At 35.4% G+C, this 274-nt stretch carries 1 rRNA gene; it reads right to left on the bottom strand.

Features of this window, described 5'->3' with window-relative positions:
- Positions 1-209 precede the first annotated feature (209 nt).
- Positions 210-274 (bottom strand): 16S ribosomal RNA (locus CPJCM30710_RS17590); the annotation flags it as partial.

The following is a 274-nucleotide window of genomic DNA, read 5'->3' as shown; positions in this document are numbered from 1 at the left end:
CCAGTTTTGGTTCTCTTACAAAGAATAATTCTTTGGTTTTACCAATTTGGCTTTACATTTACTTATGTGCAATTTTCAAAGAACAAAATTTTGAAAGACTTTTGGTCTCTCAAAATTAAACAGAGGAATTAGAGCAATCCGTTTGACAACTCATTATATTATTGTAGTTAATCTTAACATGCGTTAAGTATCAACTAAATCTTCCTTAGAAAGGAGGTGATCCAGCCGCAGGTTCTCCTACGGCTACCTTGTTACGACTTCACCCCAATCGCTG

The sequence above is a fragment of the Clostridium polyendosporum genome (assembly GCF_018332455.1).
GTDB lineage: Bacteria > Bacillota > Clostridia > Clostridiales > Clostridiaceae > Clostridium_AY > Clostridium_AY polyendosporum.
Note: the sequence above shows the minus strand (reverse complement) of the source record. Positions and strands in the feature narration are given on the sequence as shown.